The 423-nt window shown below is 66.2% G+C and carries 1 protein-coding gene; it reads left to right on the top strand.

All coding sequences use genetic code 11. The features are described from left to right. On the top strand, window positions 1-423 hold a 423-nt coding region (locus RNB18_RS52660; protein ID WP_311721139.1), incomplete at both ends, for an aminotransferase class III-fold pyridoxal phosphate-dependent enzyme.

Genomic DNA, 423 nt, shown 5'->3' on the forward strand with positions numbered 1-423 from the left:
TGTCGCGTTACCGGGCCTACCACGGTGGCACCGACACCGCGATCACCCTGACCGGTGACCCGCGGCGCTGGCCCAACGACCGCGGCAACGCCGGCATCGTGCACTTCAACGGACCGTTCCTGTACCGCTCGTCGTTCTACGCCGAGACCGAGGAACAGGAATCCCAACGCGCGCTGGAGTACCTCGACAAGCTGATCCAGATGGAGGGCCCGGCCACCATCGCGGCGATCATCCTGGAGTCGATCCCGGGTACTGCCGGCATCATGGTGCCCCCGCCCGGATACATGGCCGGGGTGCGGGAGATCTGCGACCGCTACGGCATCGTGTTCATCGCCGACGAGGTGATGGCGGGATTCGGCCGCAGCGGAAAGTGGTTCTCCATCGACCACTTCGACGTGGTGCCGGACCTGCTCACCTTCGCCA

Source organism: Streptomyces doebereineriae, assembly GCF_031845645.1.
GTDB lineage: Bacteria > Actinomycetota > Actinomycetes > Streptomycetales > Streptomycetaceae > Streptomyces > Streptomyces canus.